Source organism: Mycobacterium asiaticum (assembly GCF_001673315.1).
In the GTDB taxonomy this organism is placed as follows: domain Bacteria; phylum Actinomycetota; class Actinomycetes; order Mycobacteriales; family Mycobacteriaceae; genus Mycobacterium; species Mycobacterium asiaticum_B.
Genome location: NZ_LZLQ01000029.1, coordinates 26,041 through 43,839, shown reverse-complemented (window position 1 = coordinate 43,839; position 17,799 = coordinate 26,041). Strand labels below are relative to the sequence as shown.

10 protein-coding genes and 1 tRNA gene are annotated in these 17,799 nt (G+C 64.6%); 2 read left to right on the top strand and 9 right to left on the bottom strand.

Annotated features, from left to right (window positions below):
• The 9 genes from A5636_RS05310 to A5636_RS05265 all read right to left on the bottom strand — a co-directional run bounded on the left by A5636_RS05310 (position 1) and on the right by A5636_RS05265 (position 15,729).
• Positions 1 to 666 (bottom strand): hypothetical protein, encoded by a 666-nt coding sequence (locus A5636_RS05310; RefSeq protein ID WP_065157658.1) that lies wholly within the window; start codon positions 664 to 666, stop codon positions 1 to 3.
• A complete protein-coding gene (locus A5636_RS05305) occupies positions 654 to 1,067 on the bottom strand; it encodes an acyl-CoA thioesterase (RefSeq protein ID WP_065157657.1) in 414 nt (137 codons plus the stop codon). The genes A5636_RS05310 and A5636_RS05305 overlap by 13 nt, the downstream gene beginning before the upstream one ends.
• The gene (locus A5636_RS05300) at positions 1,064 to 5,896 is read right to left on the bottom strand and encodes an NAD-glutamate dehydrogenase (RefSeq protein ID WP_065157656.1); all 4,833 of its coding nucleotides are present in this window, start codon (positions 5,894 to 5,896) and stop codon (positions 1,064 to 1,066) included. The genes A5636_RS05305 and A5636_RS05300 overlap by 4 nt, the downstream gene beginning before the upstream one ends.
• Positions 5,897 to 6,146: 250 nt before the next feature.
• The gene (gene ettA, locus A5636_RS05290) at positions 6,147 to 7,823 is read right to left on the bottom strand and encodes an energy-dependent translational throttle protein EttA (RefSeq protein WP_065157654.1); all 1,677 of its coding nucleotides are present in this window, start codon (positions 7,821 to 7,823) and stop codon (positions 6,147 to 6,149) included.
• Between the two features lie 68 nt (positions 7,824 to 7,891).
• Positions 7,892 to 8,371, bottom strand: a complete 480-nt coding sequence (locus A5636_RS05285) for a single-stranded DNA-binding protein (protein WP_065157653.1) — start codon at positions 8,369 to 8,371, stop codon at positions 7,892 to 7,894.
• A 143-nt stretch (positions 8,372 to 8,514) separates the two neighbouring features.
• Positions 8,515 to 10,890 carry a glycerol-3-phosphate 1-O-acyltransferase gene (locus A5636_RS05280; protein WP_065157652.1) on the bottom strand — a complete coding sequence of 792 codons (2,376 nt, stop codon included), beginning with the start codon at positions 10,888 to 10,890 and terminating at the stop codon, positions 8,515 to 8,517.
• A gap of 7 nt (positions 10,891 to 10,897) precedes the next feature.
• Positions 10,898 to 12,706 carry an HAD-IB family hydrolase/lysophospholipid acyltransferase family protein gene (locus A5636_RS05275; protein WP_253900505.1) on the bottom strand — a complete coding sequence of 603 codons (1,809 nt, stop codon included), beginning with the start codon at positions 12,704 to 12,706 and terminating at the stop codon, positions 10,898 to 10,900.
• Between the two features lie 74 nt (positions 12,707 to 12,780).
• Positions 12,781 to 14,247 carry a WS/DGAT/MGAT family O-acyltransferase gene (locus tag A5636_RS05270; RefSeq protein WP_065157650.1) on the bottom strand — a complete coding sequence of 489 codons (1,467 nt, stop codon included), beginning with the start codon at positions 14,245 to 14,247 and terminating at the stop codon, positions 12,781 to 12,783.
• A 225-nt stretch (positions 14,248 to 14,472) separates the two neighbouring features.
• The gene (locus tag A5636_RS05265; protein WP_065157649.1) at positions 14,473 to 15,729 is read right to left on the bottom strand and encodes an alpha/beta hydrolase; all 1,257 of its coding nucleotides are present in this window, start codon (positions 15,727 to 15,729) and stop codon (positions 14,473 to 14,475) included.
• A gap of 187 nt (positions 15,730 to 15,916) precedes the next feature.
• Between A5636_RS05265 and A5636_RS05260 the strand changes: the two genes are divergently transcribed.
• Together A5636_RS05260 and A5636_RS05255 are read left to right on the top strand one after the other, a co-directional pair.
• Positions 15,917 to 15,990, top strand: a tRNA-Arg gene (locus A5636_RS05260).
• 325 nt (positions 15,991 to 16,315) lie between these two features.
• The gene (locus tag A5636_RS05255) at positions 16,316 to 17,710 is read left to right on the top strand and encodes a flavin-containing monooxygenase (RefSeq protein ID WP_155763619.1); all 1,395 of its coding nucleotides are present in this window, start codon (positions 16,316 to 16,318) and stop codon (positions 17,708 to 17,710) included.
• Positions 17,711 to 17,799 lie beyond the last annotated feature (89 nt).

The following is a 17,799-nucleotide window of genomic DNA, read 5'->3' as shown; positions in this document are numbered from 1 at the left end:
TCACCGCAACACCACCGACGCGGGGCCGCGCCGCCGGTAGACCGAGCCGAAACGGGCGTCGACGCGCAGCCAGGCCGGGAGCACCCGGACCCTGATCAACTCACCATCGTCAGACGCCTCGGCCGATTGCGGCAGGAAACCCATTGCCGTCAAAGCGAATACGCAGCGCATCGGCAGACCGACGACCGACTCGCCCGAGCTGACCTCGATGACCTCCTGGTCCAGCAGCGAGACCGGTGGCCCGTGCGCGCTGCCGTGCTCCTTGGCCAATTGCGCACCGCTTTGCGCCAGATCCAAGATCACTTTGGCCGGTATGTCATCGAGATGGGTGAACCCCGAGTCGGGGGGCAACCCGCCCCGCCACGCCGAATCCATCGCAAATCCGGGATCGACGTAACCCTCGGGCGCCTGGGCAGCCGCCAGCCCGCGAGCCAAGGCGTCCGCACCGACCGACATGTCTTCTGGCCGAACCGTACCGGCCACCACGCGGCTGGCGAGCACGTCGAAACCTGTTGCCACCCAAGCAGTCACCAGTCCGGGCGCTCGGGCCCGTAGCCGGATGACCGCGGCGTCGTCGAGCCGCAACGCGTAGTCGACGAAGGTGGCCAGGTCCGCGCGGTGGGCGTCGTCGGGCAGCCACAGCCCGCGCTCCCCTACCGGATCCACCGCTGCAGATACTCCCGATGATGCGGTGAAAGTCGTACCAGCCGCTGCTCTTTGATATGCACGGCGGCCAGTTGCGACTCCGCGATGACGGCCGGCTTGGACTCCGGATCGGCGTTCACCGAACGCACTTCGTAGCCCAGCGTGAAGTCGACCGCCCGCAACCGCTTGGTCCAGATGGTCACCTGCAGCGGCGAATCGACAAGGCGCAGTTGATCTTTATAGGTGACGCGGACGTCGGCGATCAGCAGGCCGATAGTGGTGATGTCGGCGCCGAAGGGTTCCTTGAGAAATGGAACGCGCGACTCTTCCAGAATCGTGACCATGGTGGCGTGGTTGACGTGCTGGTACATGTCGATGTCCGACCAACGCACCGGCACCGGTGCGACGTATCCGATGCTCACCCTGAAGAACCCCGTCCGCTGGTGCGCGTCATGCGGCGGATCTGTCGCGCCGCCACCGACAGAGTCGCGAGGTCCCGCGCGCCACTCTCCCGGATTTCGTCGAGAGTCCGGCGAGCCCGGTCCACTCGGGACGCGCTGATGTGTTCCCATTCGACGATCTTCTGCTCGCCGCTCTCGTCCGGCTCGCCGGCCGCGAGCACGTCGAAGCACAACGACCGCAACGAGGCGTAAATGTCGTCGCGGATCGCTAAGCGCGCCAACGAATGCCAACGGTCATTGCGCGGCAGCTCGGACACCGCGGTGAGCAGGGAGTCGGTGCCCAGCCGGTCCATCAGCGCGAAATAGGTGTCGGCGACCTCGGCTGTCTCGATCTCAGTGATGTCGGCGATGTCGATGATGTCGAGCAGGCTGTAGCGGTACAGGCCGACCGCGACCCGGTAGGCCAGGTCCGGCGGCGCGCCCTGCGCGGTGAATTCCGCGGCTTCCTTTTCGACGATCGCTTTGTCGTCGCCGCGTAGCCATTCCGACATGTGCGGGGTCAGCGCCCTGACCTTCGCGGCGAATCGGTTGATCTCGGCGCCTACGGCCAGCGGCTGGGGACGGTAGTTGAGCAGCCAGCGGCCGGCACGGTCGATCAGCCGGCGGGTGTCCAAGGTCAGCCGGTCGGAGAGCGCAACCGGGAGATTGCACGCACGGATCCGCCGCCAGGTGTGCCCGACGCCGAAGATGGCGTTGGTGGCCGCATAGGTGCGCACGGCGTCGAGCGGCGCGACGCCGACGTCTTCGGCGATCCGGTAGGCATAGCTGATGCCCGCCGTGTCCACCAAGTCGTTGATCAGCATCGTGGTGACGATCTCGCGCCGTAGCTGGTGACCCCGGATTTCCGGGGTGAACCGTTCCCGCAGCGGCGCTGGGAAGTAGTAGGGCAACCGGGACGCGAACACGTCCTGGTCGGGCAGCTCGGTCTTGAGCACCTCTTCCTTGAGGCTCAGTTTGACGTGCGCCATCAACGTCGCCAGTTCGGGCGAGGTGAGCCCGATGCCGGCCTCGAGCCGTCGCGAGATCTCTTTTTCCGACGGCAGGGCTTCCAGTTCCCGGTTGACGCCGCGCTGGGCGACCAGGTACTTGATCTGGTCGGCGTGCACCGGGAGCAGGCTCGCCGCGTTGGCGCGACTGGTGCCCATCAAGTCGTTCTGATCCTCATTGTCGGTGAGCACCAGGACGGCGACCTCGTCGGTCATCGATTCGAGAAGTTGTTTGCGCTCTTCGGCTTTGACCTTGCCGGCGGTGACCAGTGAATCGATCAGGATCTTGATGTTGACCTCGTGGTCGGAGCAATCGACGCCCGCGGAGTTGTCCAGCGCGTCGGTGTTGATTCGGCCTCCGGACAGGTCGAACTCCACTCGGCCAAGCGACGTGACGCCGAGGTTGCCACCCTCGCCGATGACTTTGGCGCGCACCTGGCTCCCGTTGACGCGCACGGGATCATTCGCACGATCGCCGACATCAGCGTCGGATTCCACCTCGGCCTTTATGTAGGTCCCGATGCCGCCGTTGAAGAGCAGGTCGACCGGCGCCTGCAGGATCGCCCGAATGAGGGCCGGCGGCGCCATTTCTGTGACGTCACCGTCGATGCCAAGCGCTTCGCGGACCTGCGCACTGACCGGGATGGCCTTCTGCTCGCGGCTGTACACCCCGCCCCCGGCGCTGATCAGCGACATGTCGTAGTCGTCCCAGCTGGAACGGGGCAGGTCGAACATCCGCTTGCGCTCTACCCACGACGAAGCCGCATCTGGGTCGGGGTCCAAGAAGACATGCCGGTGGTCGAAGGCGGCGATCAACCTGATGTGCTTGCTCAACAGCATCCCGTTGCCGAATACGTCGCCGCTCATGTCGCCTACCCCGACGACGGTGAAGTCCTCACTTTGGGTGTCGACGCCGATCTCGCGGAAGTGCCGCTTCACCGCTTCCCACGCGCCTTTGGCGGTGATACCCATGGCCTTGTGGTCGTAGCCGACCGACCCGCCGGAGGCGAACGCGTCCCCGAGCCAGAAACCGTAGGACTTGGCGACGTCGTTGGCGATGTCGGAGAAGGTGGCGGTGCCTTTGTCCGCGGCCACCACCAGGTACGCGTCGTCGCCATCGCGACGCACCACCCCCGGCGGCGGGTGGACGGCTTTGGTGGCGTGGTCGACGTTGTCGGTGACGTCGAGCAGCCCGGAGATGAACAGCTGATAGCAGGCAACGCCTTCGGAGCGGGTGGCGTCACGGTCGGCCGCGGCCTCCCCGGTGGGCAGCGGCGGTCGTTTGACGACGAATCCACCCTTGGCTCCGACCGGCACGATGACGGCATTCTTCACCGCTTGCGCCTTGACCAGCCCCAGTATCTCGGTGCGGAAGTCGTCGCGGCGGTCAGACCAGCGCAGACCGCCACGCGCGACAGGGCCGAACCGCAGGTGCACGCCCTCGACGCGGGGTGAGTAGATGAAGATCTCGAACTGGGGACGAGGCAGCGGAAGCTCATCGATCAGTTGCGCGTTGAGCTTGACCGAGAGCACGTCACGGCTGCGAGCCGAATCAGCCCGCGTGACAAAGTAATTGGTGCGCAGCGTGGCCTGGACCAGTGAGGCGAACGCGCGCAGGATGCGGTCGGTGTCCAGGCTAACCAGCGCGTCGATGTCGGCGGCGACGGCGGCCGCCGCGGCTTGTGCGTCCCGGCCGCTGCCCGAGGACTCCGGATCAAACAGCGCCTCGAATAGGGCGACCAGCGATCGAGCCGTCGAGGGATGGTCGTTGAGCACTGACTCGATGTAGGACTGACTGTAAGGAAAATTGGCTTGGCGCAAGTACTTTGCGTAGGCGCGCAGCAGCACGACCTGCTGCCAGCTCAGCCCGGCGCGCATCACCAGTTCGTTGAACCGGTCGACTTCCACCCGGCCCTGCCAGATGGCGGTGACGGCGTCGGCGAATTGTTGTGCGCCCGCCTCGCGTTCGGCGGCAGAGGCGGCCAACGGGATGGTGGGGTGCGGCACGATCTTGAACTGATAGATCCACACCAGCAGTCCGTCGGGCCGGGTGACGGTGAATGGTCGTTCTTCGAGCACGACGACGCCCATGCTCTGCAGCATCGGCAGTAGCTCACTCAGCGAGGCGGTGCGGCCGCCGAGGAACCAGGTCAGTTGAGCGACACCGTCCTCGTCACGGTCGGAGAAGACCAATTTGACCGAATCATCGCTGAGTTCTTTGATGACGGCGATGTCGTCGATGGCTTCGGCGGGAGTGACTGCCTGCTTGTAGGCCTCGGGGAAGGCGCTGGCGTAGTGCTCGGCGTCGGCGTGACTGACCGCATCCGTGGGTGCTGCGGCGGTGAGCCGGTCACCCCAGGTGCGGGCGGCCTCGCTGAGCAGTGCCTGGATGCGGGTCCGGTTGTCCTCCGACACATCGACTGGGGCGGATCGTTCCGGTAGGCGCACCATGAAATGCATTAATGCCCAAGGGGATTCACTGACCCGCGCGGTGAACTCCAAGCTGGTGCCGCCGAACTCGCGGACCAGGATGTCCTCGATCTGCAGACGTACGGCGGTGGTGTAACGGTCGCGGGGCAGGTACACCAAGCAGGAGACGAAGAACTGCAACCGGTCGGCGCGCAGGAACAACAGTGCACGCCGTTGGGACCCCATGTCCACGACGGCTTTGGCCATCGTCAGCAACCGCTCGGCGCTGAGCGTGAACAACTCCGGACGCGGGACGGTTTGGATGACGTCGAGCAAGAGTTGGCCCGGGTGGCTGGGGTCGCTGCCGGCCAGGGTGAGCGCGTCGCGTACCCGGTGCGAGATCGTCGGGATCTCCAGCACGTCGGCGTTCATCGCGGCGACCGTGAACAAGCCGACGAAGCGATGCTCGAAGACCGTGCCCGCATTGCCACGGGCGCCGTCGGCGTATTCGCGCACCGCGATGGCATACGGGTAGGCGCCGTAGCGCAGATAGCTGCCCACCGCCGCTTGCGCCAGAACCAGCAGCTTGGATTCGTCGGTGAGCCGGGGCCGGGTACCCGACCTGGCCCGCAGCACACCCAGCCCGCTTGACCCGTCACCGACGACCAGGCCGTCCTGCACCTCGGTGCGCTGATAACCGAGCAGCAGGAAGTTGCCGTCATTCAGCCAGCGCAGCAGCGCCGCCACTTCCTGCCGGTCCGGTGCCTGGTAATGACCTTGCGGATCTTGGTCGACGTCGGCCGCCACCTCGCTCAAGGTGGAGATCATCGCCGACGCGTCGGAGGCGACTCGTCGCACATCGGCGAGCACCTTGGGTAGCAGCCGCTGCGCCTCCGCGAGCACTTTGCTGTCCACCGACGGCGACAGCTGGACGTGGATCCAGGCTTCGCCGACGTAGGGCGACGAGTCGGCCGGCTTTGGTTCGACCCGCTGAATCTCCCCCGCGGAGTCGCGACGTACATCGAAAACGGGGGTCAGGATGGCCGTGTAGGCCAGACCGAGACGGTGCAGCAGGACGGTGACCGAATCCATCAGCATGCTGCCTTGGTCAGTAACCACCTGCAGCGCGGGCCCGAACCCGGCCGGGTCGTCGGCTGGGTAGACGGCTACCGCGCTCTCACCTGCCGGGCGGTGCTCGGCGAGCCGGCGGTGCGCATCCACCACCGCGGGCGTCACCAGCCCGGAGGCAGGGTCCGGCGAACCCGGCGGTTGCTTGTCGCGCGGTCCCCGGTAGCTGTCGATGTATGCCTTGGAGACCCACTCGGGCACTCCGGCGCGGCGCGTGAGGTTGCTCCACGCCGCGACATCTTCTCTAGCTCCGGGATCGATCGTCATTCCGATTGCTCCCCACTCGCGACGGTTCCCGCTGGGTTTCTGGGCCGTTTGCTCCACCTGGCCGCATCGTCGTGGAGCAGTCTCACATTCGCCCCACTCCTCAGCGGCCACCCGGCCGCATCGTCGTGGAGCAGTCTCACATTCGCCCCACTCCTCAGCGGCCACCCGGCCGCATCGTCGTGGAGCAGTTTCACATTCGCCCCACTCCTCAGCGGCCACCCGGCCGCATCGTCGTGGAGCAGTGCCGACATTAGTCCCGTGTCAGCCTGCGGTGGGTCACTCTGTGCGGACGCGCCGCGTCGGCCCCCAGCCGTTCCAGCTTGTTCTCCTCGTATGCACCGAAGTTGCCCTCGAACCAGAACCACTTGGCCTCGTTGTCGGCGTCACCTTCCCAGGCCAGGATGTGCGTGCAGGTGCGGTCCAGGAACCAGCGGTCGTGGGAAATCACCACCGCACACCCCGGGAAGTTGACCAGCGCGTTCTCCAGCGAGCTCAGTGTTTCGACGTCCAGGTCGTTGGTTGGCTCGTCGAGCAGGATCAGATTGCCCCCTTGTTTGAGGGTGAGCGCCAGATTCAGCCGGTTGCGCTCGCCACCGGACAGCACCCCAGCTGGTTTCTGCTGGTCAGGGCCCTTGAACCCGAACGCCGACACGTATGCGCGCGACGGCACCTCGGTCTGTCCGACCTGGATGTAGTCCAGCCCATCGGAGACCACCTGCCACACCGTCTTCTTGGGGTCGATGCCGGCGCGGGTTTGGTCGACGTAACTCAGTTTGACGGTGTCGCCGACCTTCACGGTGCCGCTGTCTGGCTCCTCCAGCCCGACGATGGTCTTGAACAACGTCGTCTTGCCGACACCGTTGGGACCGATGACGCCGACGATGCCGTTGCGGGGCAGACTGAAAGACAGGTCCTTGATCAGGGTGCGGCCTTCAAAGCCCTTGTCGAGGTGGTCGACTTCGACGACTACCGAGCCCAGGCGGGGCCCGACCGGAATCTGAATCTCCTCGAAGTCGAGCTTGCGTGTCTTCTCCGCCTCGGCAGCCATCTCCTCGTAACGCTGCAACCGCGCCTTGCTCTTGGCCTGCCGGGCCTTCGCACCGGAACGGACCCAGGCCAGCTCCTCTTGGAGGCGCTTCTGCAGTTTGGCGTCCTTGCGCCCCTGGACCGCGATCCGCTCGGCCTTCTTCTCCAGGTAGGTCGAGTAGTTGCCTTCGTAGGGATAGGCGCGGCCACGGTCCAGTTCGAGAATCCACTCGGCCACGTTGTCCAGGAAGTACCGGTCGTGGGTGACGGCAAGGATCGCACCGGCGTAATTGGCCAGATGCTGCTCGAGCCACTGCACGCTTTCTGCGTCCAGGTGGTTGGTCGGCTCGTCCAGCAGCAGCAAATCGGGCTTGGAAAGCAACAACTTGCACAGCGCCACGCGGCGGCGCTCACCCCCGGACAGGTTTGTCACCGGCTCGTCCGGCGGTGGGCACCGAAGCGCGTCCATCGCCTGCTCGAGCTGGGAGTCCAGGTCCCACGCGTCGGCGTGGTCCAGGTCCTCCTGCAGCCGGCCCATCTCCTCCATCAACTCATCGGAGTAATCGGTGGCCATCAACTCGGCGACCTCGTTGAAGCGGTCGAGCTTGACCTTGATCTCGCCGAGCCCCTCCTCGACGTTGCCGCGGACCGTCTTTTCCTCGTTGAGCGGCGGCTCCTGCAGCAGGATGCCGACGGTCGCGTCATTGGCCAGAAAGGCGTCACCGTTGTTCGGCTTGTCCAGTCCGGCCATGATCCGCAAGACGCTCGACTTTCCGGCCCCGTTGGGGCCGACGACGCCGATCTTGGCGCCGGGGTAGAAGCTCAACGTCACATCGTCGAGAATCACCTTGTCGCCGTGCGCCTTGCGGACCTTCTTCATCGTGTAGATGAACTCAGCCATGCCGCGGTGTTGCCTTTCTGGTCTTTTCGGAAATATCCGCGGCCCATCCTATGCACCGTCCGGAAACACTAGGCTGACAGTGGCAACGCGGCCCGTCCTGCGGCAACGTCTCCGGCCTGGTCTGGGGCGGTAGCAACGGTGTCGTTGGTAGTCACATCGGTGGCCGGACCCTGCTCGGGAGCCGGTCCGGTGTAGCGCGGCCGCTCGATGCGCGCGATGGTGCGGGACAGGTCCGGGCCCACCGCGATCGCCCGCATCTCCACCGACGACCGGCGGTTACCGTCACGGTCCTCGTACTCGCTGGTGTAGACGTGGCCGTACGCGATGACCGGTGCGCCTTTGCCTAGGGCAGCACCTACGCCGGTGACCAGCCGGCCCCAACAGTTGACCGTCACGAACAGCGAGTTGCCCGGCTCCCAGCCGCCATCGCTGGTGCGACGGCGGGAATTGCTGGCTACCCGAAACTTGATCAATTCCTCATTGCCCACTTGCCGGCGCTGAAGATCCGTGACGACGTGGCCGACGATGGTGAATGGTGTCTCGAACATGTGGGGTCAACTTCCTTCCGCAGGATTGCTTGGTCGTGCTTGGTGTTGAACGCCATTGAGCCCGCCGGCACCGACGAATCAGACCCGCCGTCGGGCCGTCCAGCCGAACCTGTGGACCGATTCGCAACTGTGGATGAGAGCGGTCAGACCGGCGCGGCGCTCCCTGGCTCCAACTGCGCTTGCGCGCGCTGCCGACGCGCGTTCGCCTCGCGTTCAACGAACCGTTGGCGCGCGATTCGACCGACGTAATCGAAATCGCGCAGTACGCCGCGCAGTTCCCGCCGGAAGGCAATCCGGCGCTCGATGAGGTCTGGAGCCGGCGCGATCAGGTCCTGGTCGGCCACGACCTGACGGGCGGTTGCGAACAACAGCGTAGACACCGATTCGCTGCTGCAGACCCGTCCCTGTGCCACATACTGGCGACCGACCCCGAGCGCCAGATCCGTCAATTCCTTCTGGCCGATGTCGGCCGGCGCATCCCGCAGCACGTCGGCGACGATCTCGTAGGCCTCGAAGAACACCCTCAGCATCGCTTCGGACATCAACGGCCGCTTGGCGTAGAGCATTCTCTCGATCGCGTCACCGCCGGCGGCGACCTGGGCTTCCCAATCCTGGTGCCAAGCCATCTCTTCGGCAATGTTGACGCGGAACGCAGCTGAATCGGCGAAGTAGAAGTCGAACTTCAGCAGATCTCGCAGGCGCATCGCCTGCGCCCAAAACGCCTGGACCCGATCGCCTTCGGCGTGCTGGGCGTGCGCCAGCGCCAGCTCGACGATCGAGGTCTCCAGGAACGCGTGGATCACCGAGTTCCGATAGAACGCCGCGGCATGTTCGTCTTCGGGGGCGATGTACCACACCGGCTCACGGCCGCTGTCCACCCGAGTAACGGGGTGCCCGTTGGACAATGCGTCCACGGCCGCACCCACACCCTCACGCGAGCGCAATCGCAGCGCACTGGTGGATACCGGAGTTTGCTTGCGGTCCAGGTAGTCCAACGAATCTTGCAGGGTGTGGTGCAACTGATCGAGTGTGAGTGCCACCCCGCGGGTGGTGAGCAGCAGGGCCGATACCAGGCCAGTCGCCGTCACTGGGGTTGCCTGCAGGATCCGCCATGCGACCTCAAACGACATCTTCTGCAGCGCAAGGCGTCTGGCGCTTTCATCATTGGCCAATGGGCCATTCACCGGGCCGAGATACTGCCGCATCGAAACTGCTTCGGGGAAGCGGACGTAGATCTTGCCGTAGCTGCGCTCTCCCTGGGCCTTGATGAAGTTGTAGAGCCAGCTGAAGCCTTCCGGTGTCTTTTCGGCACCCTGTGCGTAGGCTGCGTATTCGGCGATCTCATGCAACTGGTCGAAGCAGATCGAAACACCCTGCAGCAGAATGTCTTCGCTCCGGCCATCCAGATACGCGTCAGAGACGTAGCTCATCAGGCCGAGTTTGGGCGGCAACATTTTGCCCGTGCGCGACCGGGTGCCTTCGATGGACCAGCTCAGGTTGAATCGCTTTTCGACGATGTAACCCACGTATTCCTTGAGCACATACTTGTACAGCGGGTTGTCACCGATGTTGCGCCGAATGAAGATCGTCCCTGACCGACGCATGAGGGGTCCCATGATGCCGAAGGACAGGTTGATGCCACCGAACATGTGGACCGGCGGTAATCGGTTGTCCTGCATGGCCACTGGAACCACCGCGCCGTCGATATAGGAGCGGTGCGAGAACAGCAGCACTGCCGGGTGTGTTTCCAGCGCGGCTCGCATCGCCGCGACCTGGTACTCGTCGTAGTCGAACTCGGGATCGAAACCGCGGCTGAGAAGCCGGCCGAGGACTGAGATGACGTCCACCGAGGCCTGGCTCCAGCCGGTCGCGAGTTCGTCGAGCATCCTGCCGGCTTCCTCCACGGTGGCGCCGGGTATGGCTGCCAATCCGGCGCGGAAACGCGCTGAGGCCAACATTTCCGGCTTGACCAGACGGGGAGACTTGTACTGTGGCCCCAAGATCCGATATTCCGCGCGGGCCAAGGCCAGCAACGCCCGACGAGTGACGAATTGGGCGAATTCCTCGGTGTTTTCACCAATGGTGGTGTCACGCCATTGCTGGCGGAGTTCGGACGCTCGGGCGGACTCGCCGGCCACCACGCGGGCTCGCCACGGTTCGGTGCGAAGAATGCGACGCTGCTGACGTTGGTTGGGATGGTAGGGATCTCGGCCGGGAAGGAGGGCGGCCACCTTCGCCACCCTGCTCCGATCGGCGGTCGGTAGCCAGAACACCCGCACGGGCACGATCGAACGGTCGCTGTCGTAATCCAATTGCTCGACCAGTGCAGTCAGACTGCTCGGCGGCGCATTGTCCGGCGGCAACTTCACCACGTCGAATGTGGTCTGCGGGTGGTGAGCTCGTTGCTGCTCCAACCACTCCGTAATCAACTGCATCTCGACGGATGTATCCATCGATGCAAGCACCAGTGCATCCTCGGCGGTCAAAACGGCGCTGGTGTAGGCGGCCGGCTGGGTCACGGCGCCCTCAGGGCTTAGGGGCCGACGGGTCGATGGCGTCGACCTGGTCCGGACTGGTTTGCTGTGCCTCGCCGTTGCTCAGCACCGTGTCATCGTCAAGGTGGACATCATGTTTCATGTCGACAGTGGATTCGTGCGGGGTGATATTGGGCGTCGTCCGCGGCGTGGTTTTGCCGGGCGCCTTCTTCGCCGCTTTCTTTGCCGGAGCCTTCTTGGCCGGAGCCTTTTTGGCAGCCGCCTTCTGGGCTGGAGCCTTCTCGGCAGCCGCCTTCTTAGCCGGAGCCTTCTTGGCCGGACCCTTTTTGGCAGCCGCCTTCTTGGCTGGAGCCTTCTCGGCAGCCGCCTTCTTAGCCGGAGCCTTCTTGGCCGGACCCTTCACGGGTTCCCTGCTGTACAAGTCGATATCGGGCAACTCGTCTAATGGCCACTGCGCCAAGGTGTCCAGGTAGAGCTGGCGGATCTCGGCGATGCGGTCCGGCAACGTGTCCAGCGTCCAGTCCTCCACCGAGATAGGTGGGAACACCGCGACGTCGACCGTGCCCGGGTTGATTATTGAGGAATTTCGGGACGCGACGATCTCCGCGTTACGGATCACGATCGGAACGATCGGTATGCCGACCGTCATCGCGATTCGGAACGGCCCTTTCTTGAAGGGTCCGACTTCGGTGGTGTCCAGCCGGGTGCCTTCTGGCGCCATCAGGATTGACAGTCCGTTCTTCGCGCGCTCTTCGACAGTGTGCAGCGTCTCCACCGCAGCGGCGGAATCGTCGCGGTCGATGAATACACCCTCCAGCACCTTGCCTAACGTGCCCATGATCGGATCTTTCTCAAGTTCCTTCTTGGCCACGGCAACCCAGTTGTCGCGAATCAACGCACCGCCGATAATCGGGTCCACCTGGTTGCGGTGGTTGAAGATGAATACCGCTGGGCGCTGCGCGGTCAAATTTTCTCTACCGATGACGTTCAGGTGCACTCCCGCTGTGGCCAGCACCGTCTGGGAGAAGTTGGACGTGAAGAAATTCACTCCTCGGCGCCGGTTGCGGGTCAACAGACCGACTCCCACCGCGCCGGCGGCTATCGGGAACATCGAAGTGAACCCGGCAAGGGTGCGGATCTGCCGCTGCAAACCGACCCCGCCGCGGCTTTCGAATTTCAGGATCGGCCAGCCACGTCGCCTGGCGACGGCGGCCATTTTGCCCTCGGGGTTGGTGGGCCTGGGGTTGCCGACCAGATACATCAGGGCGACGTCCTCGTCACCGTCGGCGTAGAAGTAGCTCTCCTTGAGGTCGATGTCATGTTCGGCCGCAAACTGTTGCACTGCAGCCGCTTTGCCCGGTCCCCACAGGATTGGCTTGATCACCCCGCCGGTGAGTAGTCCGTCTTCGTTGACCTCGAATTTGTTGGTGAGCGTGTTGGTGATGCCCAAGAAGCGCGCGACGGGGTTGACTTGGATTGTCAAAGCTGAAGAGCTGAGCACCACCGTGTGGCCGCGTGCGACGTGCGCGCGCACCAGTTCCCGCATCTCCGGATAAATCCGGGATTCGATCCGCTGGTTGAACAGCCGTTCGCCGATCTCGTCCAAGTCGGTGAGGAGCCGGCCGGCCAGTGCCATCGATGCCTTGCCGATGAGGTCCTCGAACTCGATGCGACCCAACGTGTGGTTCAGCGCCCCGGAGATCATGCTGAGCAACTCCCCCACCCCCATGTCGCGGCGGCGTATCCGCTCCTGGGTAAGGATGACGGCGGTGAAGCCGGCTACCAGTGTTCCGTCCAGGTCGAAGAAAGCGCCGACGTTGGGTCCCGGTGGGCTGGCCATGATCTCGGCCACCGAACCAGGCAACCGTAGGTCCTTGGGCTGCTGGCGCGTTCCGGCGTCCTGCTGGTCGGCGCTCACGAGCCCGCCACCGATCGAGCGCCAGACTCCGCCTCGAACGACGCGGCCACGGCGTGTGGTGGCGGATCCCCGGCCAGCGCGAGGATTTCGTCGAACGCCTCCAGCAGGCACCGGGCGAACAGTTCGTCTTTACGCACCGATGCCCTGTCGTAGCGCACCGTGATGGTGCACCATCCGCCGCGGGAGATCAGCACGACCATCATGGCCACACCGGGCAGAGGCCCGATACCGTACTGACGCAATACTTTTGCGCCCGCGATAAAGGTATCCCCTGGGTACACCGGGACGTTGCTGGCCTGCACGTCAGAACCGATCACCGATCCGCTGATGCCTTCGAGCACTGCCGTCGGCAACACGCTGAGCACCGGCGCCATGGACCCGACGATGTTCATCGCGGGTTCGTCGCGGCGCTGCGTCATCTGGGCCCGAATCTTCTTCATGCGCGCTACCGGATCTACGGTCCCTACCGGCGCCGCCAGATTGACGCCGGTGAACTGATTTCCACCGGCCGCGTCGCCGTCGGACCGCAGATTGACCGGTACCGCCATGGGCAGCGTGCTGATCGGCACCCCGAGGGCTTCGTGATAGCGACGCAGGGCACCACACAGCCCCGCGAGGTAGGCGTCGTTGATCGAACCGCCACCGGCTTTCGCCGCCTTGTGCAGGTCTGACAGGCGGATGTCGATCGCTTCGGTGCGGGTGGTCAGGCTGCGCCGGCGCAGCAGCGGCGACGGTTCCGCTGCCCGGTTCATCACCCGCGCGCCGGACATGGCGTAGCCGACGATGCCCGAGACCGTGGACAACGGGTCCAACACCGCTCGGCCGGCGACGGACACCGCACCGGTCAGAGCGCCCAACGCGCCACCGACGACCGCGATCGGGAGGTGGTTAAGGCCTTGGCGCATCAGATCATTGGGGGTCAGATCCTGCGGAATGGGCTGCGGCGGGACCGGCTTGGGAGCGGGGTCGCGCTCCAGGTCGTAAATCTCGGAGAACATCTCGACGCCACCCACGCCGTCGGTCACCGCGTGGCTCAGGTGCAGCAACGTTGCCGCCTTGCCGTCGGGCAAACCCTCGACCAGGGTGGCCGTCCACAGCGGCCGAGAGATGTCCAGTGGCGACTGCAGCATCACCTCCGCCAAATCGAAGACCTCGCGCAAGGTGCCCGAACCGCTGACATGCAGGCGTCGCACGTGGAAGTCGAGGTTGAAGTCGGGATCGACAACCCAGCGGGGCGCCGCCGTCGGCAAGGTCGGCACGACGACCTTCTGTCGCAGCCGCAACACCTTTCGTGAGGCATTCTCAAAGCGGGTCCGGAAACGGTCCCAATCGGGTGTGCTGTCCAGGATTTCCAGAGCCATGATTCCCGACCGGGTCCGCGGATTGGCCTCGCCCCGGTGCATCAAATAGTCGACCGGTCCCAGCTCGTCGGGCAGCTTCACCGCCCCGCCGGATTCAGCCATTGCCAAGACCTCTCGCGAGCCGGGCAAATCGGCACGTCAACCCTCTCACTGCTGATCCATCCTCCTGCTATCGGGCTCGCCACCAGAATGCCAACCCAACGCTAGTCCGGTTCCGGCGGTGGTGAAAGCGAGGATGCACGCACGGCGCCACAGCACGGCCGTCAGATGGCAAGGCATGTTGTAGCTCAGCAACATTGCGAGGCTCAGCTCGCAGCGCGTAAAAGATCAGCTGGCCGGGATTGCGGACAGCGCCATGGAATCAAGCAGCGAGCTTTCCCGCCGCCCGTACACGACACCCAGGAAGTCCGCGACGGCATCAGCGGCCAGCCGGGAACGGACCGTGGGCGTGATGTCGAACGCGTGGTGGGCGTTGGCGAGTTCGGCGTAGGCGACCATCGGCGCTCCGGTTGCGCGCAAGGCCGCGCAAAAAGCCCGCGCCTGGCCGCTGGGGACCAATTCGTCCTTCTCGCCGTGCAACACGAAGAAGGGCGGGGCCTCGCCGTGCACGTAGGAAACCGGCGACGCCTCGATGAAGCGCTCCGGTTCGCGGTCGTAGCGAGTTTTCATGACGAACTGCTCGAGGAACGGCAGCATCAATTCGTGCATGTTGTCGAAGTCGGTGAAGTCGTACACCCCGTAGTACGGCGCCACCGCCTGGACTGTGGTGTCGGCGCGCTCGAAGCCCGGTTGGAACTTCGGGTCGTTGGGAGTCAGCGCGGCCAGGGACGCCAGGTGCGCGCCCGCTGACCCACCCGTGATGGCAATGAAGTCTGAGTCGCCGCCGTAGTCGCCGATGTTCTCGCGGACCCACGCGATGGCCCGCTTGACGTCGATGATGTGCGCGGGGAACTTCGCGCGCGGACTCTTGCTGTAATTGATCGACACGCAGATCCAGCCGAGTTCGACCATCCGGCTCATCAACGTGTAGGCCTGCGGTCGCTTGCCGTTGACGCTCCAAGCACCGCCGGGGACCTGGATCAAAACCGGCGCCCGGTGACCCGGCGCTAAATCGGGACGGCGCCAGATGTCGAGCAAATGCTCGGTGCCACCCGGCCCGTAGGAGATGTTGGACGTCTTGGCCGCGTATCGGCGGTGCGGCCCCGGCCTGGGCCTGGGCAGCCGGCTGCGGCGCATGACAGACGGGTCGGTGGTCGGGTGCTGCACCTGCTCGCGGAAGCTGGGTCCGAAGGACTCCTCCAGCGCCGAGGTGAGCGCCAGATCGGCCCGCTGCGCCGCCCAGTTGGTGCCCACCCGATTGATCGATGTGGGCGCTACCCGGCACAACGCGTGCCCGGTCACCACATGCGGGGGGAATTCGGTGGCGAGCCACCCGGCGATCCACCCGGCGGCGAAGGGCGATCCGCGCAGCAACAGGGCGCCGGCACGGTAGGTGTCTTTGGCGTCGGCCGCCATTTGAGCACCCTGGCGTAGCGCCTCAGCACCGACCCGCGAGCACCGCGAAGTCACACTGGACAAGCACATAACTAGGTCCACCCCTCGACGTCAGGCACACGCCTCGTTGCGGTTAACGGCCGATTACCGGCCAATGTTGTACGTGTGTCGAGGCTCACACAATAACCCGTTTTTGGGTCTCCCAAACACTTTTCGCGCGTGTGTTGTCGCGGTGGCGCTCAAGATTTTGGTCGTTGGATAGACTGACCTGCGCATTGCCTCCGTAGCTCAGGTGGATAGAGCAAGGGCCTTCTAATCCCTAGGTCGCACGTTCGAGTCGTGCCGGGGGCACATCAAGCGGCAGCCAGCGCTTTGCTTATTCGGCCAAGCGTTTGCGCTGCGGGCGGAAACTTTCGGCGGTGTCCACATCTTGTACACCAGCCCTCGCCGCCCGTCGCGGTACCTACGGATACCACCGCCCCACCACCGTCGGCCAGTGCGAAGTGACCGGCCTCGCTGGGCTAGCGACGCGCTGCCAAGGTGGGCGCAAGCGCAAAGCGCCAGGTAGGACACCTACTAATCCCTAGGTCACGCATGTTTGAGCGAAGTCCGGTTCGGTCTATTACTGCCTGGCAGGTTGCTGAGCGCCGGCTCGGTCGACCACGGGGAGGTCCACATGGGTGTGACGCCTGTGCAGGACACCACGGTCGTGGTGATCGGCGCCGGGATCACCGGGATCGGCGCAGCCTATTACTTGCGTGCCAACGGGTTTCCCTACGTCGTACTCGAGGCCAACGACGACCTCGGCGGGACCTGGTACACGCAGCGCTGGCACGGCGCGCGGTGCGATTCGGACTTCGTCAAGTACTCCTACAGCTTCAAGCCGCACTCTTCGCGGCAGTGTTTGCTGGATCGCGAGGATATCCACCGCTACCTGCGCTCGGTCGCAGAGGAGTTCTCCATCCTGGAGCACATTCGCTTCGAAACCCGCGTCATCTCGGCGTCGTTCGACACCGACACCCAGTGCTGGGTGGTGCACACCGATCGCGGCAGCTTTCGCTCGCAGTTCCTGATCAACGGCAACGGCTACTTTTCGCTGCCCTACGTGCCGACCTTCTCGGGCACCGACAGCTTCGTCGGCGAAATTGTCCACACGTTCGACCTGGATGCGGCGCGCCGTTTCCCCGGCCAGCATGTAGTGCTGGTGGGCAGCGGCTCTACCGCAATCTGTGCCGCGCCGGAATTGGCGCGGGTCTCGAGGTCCATGACCATGCTGCAACGGTCGCCGTCCTACATCTACGAGATCGACAATCGGGCCACCGTGTTCATGCGGTTGTGCCAGTCCCTTCACACTCGGGGTTTCGCATTTCCGATGCGAGTGCTGCGCGCCTACCTACAGGCACGTGACGACGCAATTTTCGTCGGCTTCCGCACCTTTCCGCGGATCGCGCGCTGGTACTTCCGCAAGCACTGGACGGGCACGGTCAGCCCCGCAGAACTCAAGGAGCACTTTTCGCCGTCCTATTCCCCGTGGGAGCAGCGCATTCCAGTGGCGATTGGGTTCAAGGACGCGGTACGTCGTGGGGCGGTGCGGGTGAAGACGGCAACCATCGAGCGCTTCAGCGTCCGATCAATCGTCCTGGCCGGCGGTGAAGAACTGGCGTGTGACGTCTGCATCCTTGCTACCGGTTTCCAGCTGGACTTCGTCCAATTCGAGCTGCTCGTGGACGGCGTCAGCGTCGACACCGCCGGGATCAACTTCTACAAGGGCATCATGATGGGCGGAGTGCCGAACTACTTCCAGCCCGTCGGGGTGTGGCACTCGGCCTGGACGCAGCGGTCCGAGGCATCCACCCGATTCGCCATGAAAATCATGAACCACATGGCGTCACATGGACTGCGTCAGGTCAGCATCGAGCGCAAGGCCGTGCGGTATACACCGGCGATCACGCCCAACTACCTGATGCGGGATCTGCCGGAGTTGCCGCGCCTTTACGGCAGTTGGGAGTTACCGTCGGTGGACAATCTTTTCCGCTACCGCTTCGAGCCCCGGAAGCTGAACTTCGCGTAGCGCCGCGCACTGTCAACGCGGCCGCGATCGAGTTGCGTTGGCGCGGCAACAGATGTTCATGACTTCTGACGAATCCCGCACTTCCACGT